The following is a 4,155-nucleotide window of genomic DNA, read 5'->3' as shown; positions in this document are numbered from 1 at the left end:
GCGGCCCTGGGCACGGCCGGCACCGACATCTCGACCTCGGCGGGGGCTGCGGCCGCCGGCACCGCGATCGATGGTGCCATCGCCCAGGTCAACGGCTCCCGCGCCGAGCTGGGCGCGATGATGTCGCGCTTCGAGTTCTCGGCGGCCAACCTCGCCACCTCGATCGAGAACCTGGACGCTGCCCGCTCCACGCTCATGGACGTCGACATGGCGCAGGAGATGACCAGGTTCACCTCCAACAACGTCCTGACCCAGGCCAGCGTGTCGATGCTCGCCCAGGCCAACCAGATGCCCCAGACCATGCTCCAGCTGCTGCGCTGAGCCGCACAGGCCCGCCCCCGGCACCGGCTGGCACCGGTGCCGGGGGCACGCCCGCGTCAACCAAATCTTCATCTCCGGGCGGGCATGATCCGCCAGGACGCAGGCAGTGCCCCGCAACCTCGTCTCCCAGGATACCGCCATGGCTACCAGTGCGAGCAGCTTGAGCTTCGGCAGCGTCGTCAGCACTGGCGGCACCACGCGCCTGTCCGGCACGAACTCGAACCTCGACATCGAGGGGCTGGTCACGTCCCTGGTCGAGGCGAAGAAGATCCCGGCAGTCCGCCTGGAGACGCGGATCGCCGCCAACGACGCCAAGAAGGCCGCACTGGAAGACCTGCGCACGATCCTGGGCGAGATCCGCTCGGCGGTTGCCGGCCTGCGCAATCCGCCCGGCACGCTCGGCATCAACGACAATCTCTTCGAGAAGAAGGAAGCCTATCTGTCGGCAGACACGACAGTGTCGCCGGCTGCCATCGTCGGCGTCTCGGCCGGCAACCGGGCGCAGCCCGGCAGTTTCGAGCTTCGGGTCGAGCAGCTGGCGGCAGCGCAGAAGCTCGCCACCGCCAGCGTCACTGGCCTCGACCAGAAGCTCCAGGACGCCTTCGGCGAATTTGCCGGCTCGCTGGTGCTGGGGCTGGGCGGCGGCTCGACCGCCGAGATCGCGGTCGACGGTGCCATGACCATTCAGGACCTGCGCAACGCGATCAACAGCCGCAGCGCCACGACCGGCGTCGCTGCCACGGTCCTGCAGGTTTCATCCAGCGAGGCCCGGCTGATCCTGACCGCGCAGTCCACCGGCCAGCCGATCACGCTGGCCAACGGTACCGGCGACGATGTGCTGGCAAAGCTCGGCATCTCCCTGGACGGCGGTGCTACCGTACAGAGCCCGATCCAGGCAGCGCGCCCAGCCCGTTTCAGCATCGATGGGGTGACCATCGAGCGCCCGTCGAACAAGGTCGAGGACGTGCTCCAGGGCGTCACGCTCAACCTCTACAAGAGCGAGCCCGGCACGACGGTGACGGTCGAGATCGAGCGCTCCCTGGGTGCCGTGCAGGATCAGGTCATTCGCCTAGTCGACGCCTACAACGCATTCCGCGACTTCATCGACCAGCAGAACTTGGTGGGTGCCGATGGCACCGTCTCGTCCGACAGCCCACTGTTCGGCAACAGCTTCCTGCGCGACATGCAGCTCAAGGTCGCGTCCATCCTGGGCGGTGCGGCAACCGGCGCAGGCGGCGGCAGCCTGCGCGAGATCGGCATCACCCTGGATCCGTCCAACCGGATGAGGATCGATGCAGACAAGCTGGGCAACGCGCTGCTCACCAATCTTGACCGGGTGCGGGACATCCTGGAGTTCCGCTTCGAGAGCAATTCGGCCGACCTGGTCCTGTTCTCGCGCAGCGGCGCCCTTCAGGACACGAGCTTCACGATCGACATCGTCGACGCCGATAATGACGGCCAGATCGACAGTGCCAGCATCGACGGGGTGACGGTGGATGTCGCCGGCAAGGTGATCAAGGGCAGGGACGGCACCCCTTATGCCGGCCTGCAGTTCCTGTGGAGCGGCACCGGCAGCGCTTCGGTGGCGGTGACCGCCAGCCAGGGGCTGGCCGATCTCGCCCATGACGAACTCGGCCGGGTGCTCGACCAGACGGATGGCCGGCTCGCCCGCGAGATCGAGCAGGTCGACGGCAGCACCGCCAAGGGGCAGGCCGACATCGACCGGATCACCGAACGCGCCGACCGCTACCGTGACCAGCTGATCACCAGGTTCACGGCACTCGAAACCGCGCTCGGCCAGGCCAAGGCGATGCTGCAGCAGATCCGCGCGGCCCTCGGCCAGACCGACGAGCAATGACCTTCCGACCTTCGCGGGAGCCACACCCTTGAACCCCTACCCGCAGCACGCCCGGGCCTTCTCGGCCTATGGCCAGGCGACCGAGACACTGCCCGCGGCTCGCCAGATCGTGATGCTCTATGACGGTATCATCCGCCGGATGGAGGAGGCGCGGCTGGCCTGCCTCGACGGCCGGATCGAGGATCGCTGGCAGGCGACGCAGAAGGCTGCCCGGATCTGCGATGCCCTCCACGCCAGCCTGGATCATGACCATGGCGGCTCTGTCGCCACCGCTCTGGACCGCTGGTACGCAATGATCGGCATGAAGATCCAGCAGGTGAACGTCAGCAACGATCCCGCTGGCTGCAGCGAGGTGATCACCCTGGTCCGCGAAGTCCGCGCCAGCTGGGACCAACTGGACACCCCGGCCACCGCGCATCTTTCCAACCCCAGCCGCACCGTCCAGGCCTGATCAGGCGGCCGGTAACCCATCTTCGAGAGTGCCGCAGGCACTTGGCACTACCTTGGCACTCTAGAGCCTGTTACGGACCTGTCGGCATGCTCATTTGAGATGGATGCCATCTCGCAAGCCGTATCCGTCTGATGTGTCTGACGACGAATGGGCGCTGGTAGCGCCTTACCTGACCTTGCTCTGTTGAAAGCCTCATGACGAAGAGCCCAGGATGACAAGGCGTTGGATGTTGTAGGCGATGCCTCTGAGGAGTGCTTGAGCCTGTTGGGTGGGCTCCAGCCGTGCCGTGAGCGCCTCACCACATCGCCGCTTGACCACCGACATGACTGTCTCGACCTTCCAACGCTGTCGGTAGGCAGCACAATCCGCCGGATTGCCGGTCTTGCTCAACCTTCTGACCATCTCCTGCCGATAGGGCGTGGTGGCCACTACGGCGGCAGAGCGGCGCTTCTTGGCCGGGATCAGGCTGTCGGCGCCGAGTTGTTCTCGGCAGAAGCGGTGGTTGGCCTCGCTGTCGTAGCCGGCGTCGGCGATCAACTGGTCGTAAGGCATGACATCGGCTGCCTTGGATGCGAGAGGGACAAGATCACTAAAGTCACCGGCTGGTCCTGGCCTGACCCGCTGGGCCAACAGCATCTGCGGCTCGATCCATAGCGCCAGCACCCACTTGAGCCACCCGCGCTGCCCTCGATGGCGCTGAGCACGCCACGCGAAGTACCGCGAGGTGTGCGACAGCCAGAGGCAGTGGAGTCGAGGGCGACCTGGCGCGTAGATCCGCTCGTGCGGCTTACCCGCTGGACCGTCTCCCGCAGCGCTGCTTCGACCTGTTCCGGCGACAGATGGTGGCGGGCGAACCACCACAGGCTCGAATGATCCGGTACGATCCGCAGGCCAAATACCCGACGCAGCCTCCAGACCTCGATACGTCAATCGCAATCGCTCCCGCAAAAGCAGCGCCGCGAACAGGCCAGCAGCTGGATAGGTTGGGTGGGAGTGCTTGGTGGGTTGTAGCGGCACGCAACCTCGTGCGACCACCATGGATACGCGTGCGAAGCGCAGAAGCTGATTGTCCATGCTGCCCGCAGATGGACCTCAGAACTGCATTCAACAGGGCTTTCGACAGAGCAAGGCGCTCTTACTGGGTGCCTGCCTGCCTGCTAGGTAGGGAACTCATTCAGGTCCATGCTGAGGCGATGGCGACGAGTGCGAGGGCAGCCAGGTGGTTCCGGGCGAGGCGGTCGTAGCGGGTGGCGATGCGCCGCCAGTTCTTGAGCCGGCAAAACAGCCGCTCGATCAGGTTGCGCCGGGCATAAGCCTTGCGGTCGAGCGGATAGGGGATGGTCCGGCTGGCGGTCGAGGGAATGACCGCTCGGACATGCCGGGCATCGAGCCAGTTGCGCAGACCGTCGGCATCATACTTGTTTGATCCCGCAATGTGGTGGTACAATGGATCACCATGCGGCAAGGGAGGCGCTATGGGCCAGGTTCTTCACGGCAGCGCCCGTACGACGGAGGCGGTCCGTCG

At 65.8% G+C, this 4,155-nt stretch carries 4 protein-coding genes and 2 pseudogenes; 4 read left to right on the top strand and 2 right to left on the bottom strand.

Annotated elements, in window-relative coordinates:
• From HLA95_RS26745 to HLA95_RS29375, 4 genes and pseudogenes are all read left to right on the top strand, one after another.
• The coding region (locus tag HLA95_RS26745) for a flagellin (RefSeq protein WP_255591802.1) at window positions 1–321 on the top strand (321 nt) is incomplete at its 5' end.
• Window positions 322–460: 139 nt separating this feature from the next.
• A complete protein-coding gene (gene fliD, locus HLA95_RS26740; protein WP_191061347.1) occupies window positions 461–2,179 on the top strand; it encodes a flagellar filament capping protein FliD in 1,719 nt (572 codons plus the stop codon).
• Window positions 2,180–2,207: 28 nt separating this feature from the next.
• Window positions 2,208–2,630, top strand: coding sequence for a flagellar export chaperone FliS (gene fliS, locus HLA95_RS26735; protein ID WP_191061348.1), 423 nt, complete (start codon window positions 2,208–2,210; stop codon window positions 2,628–2,630).
• A gap of 103 nt (window positions 2,631–2,733) precedes the next feature.
• A pseudogene (locus HLA95_RS29375) lies at window positions 2,734–2,811 on the top strand (transposase); the annotation flags it as partial.
• A gap of 11 nt (window positions 2,812–2,822) precedes the next feature.
• Here HLA95_RS29375 and HLA95_RS26730 read toward each other — a convergent pair.
• Both HLA95_RS26730 and HLA95_RS26725 read right to left on the bottom strand, forming a co-directional pair.
• Window positions 2,823–3,668 carry a transposase gene (locus tag HLA95_RS26730; RefSeq protein WP_223861670.1) on the bottom strand — a complete coding sequence of 282 codons (846 nt, stop codon included), beginning with the start codon at window positions 3,666–3,668 and terminating at the stop codon, window positions 2,823–2,825.
• A 136-nt stretch (window positions 3,669–3,804) separates the two neighbouring features.
• Window positions 3,805–4,047 (bottom strand): annotated as a pseudogene (locus tag HLA95_RS26725) (transposase); the annotation flags it as partial.
• Window positions 4,048–4,155: the final 108 nt, after the last annotated feature.

Origin of the sequence: Geminicoccus harenae (assembly GCF_019800005.1) — a bacterium.
GTDB classification, from domain to species: Bacteria; Pseudomonadota; Alphaproteobacteria; order Geminicoccales; family Geminicoccaceae; genus Geminicoccus; species Geminicoccus harenae.
The sequence above is the reverse complement of the archived record's forward strand: the minus strand, read 5'-3'. Positions and strand labels throughout refer to the sequence as shown.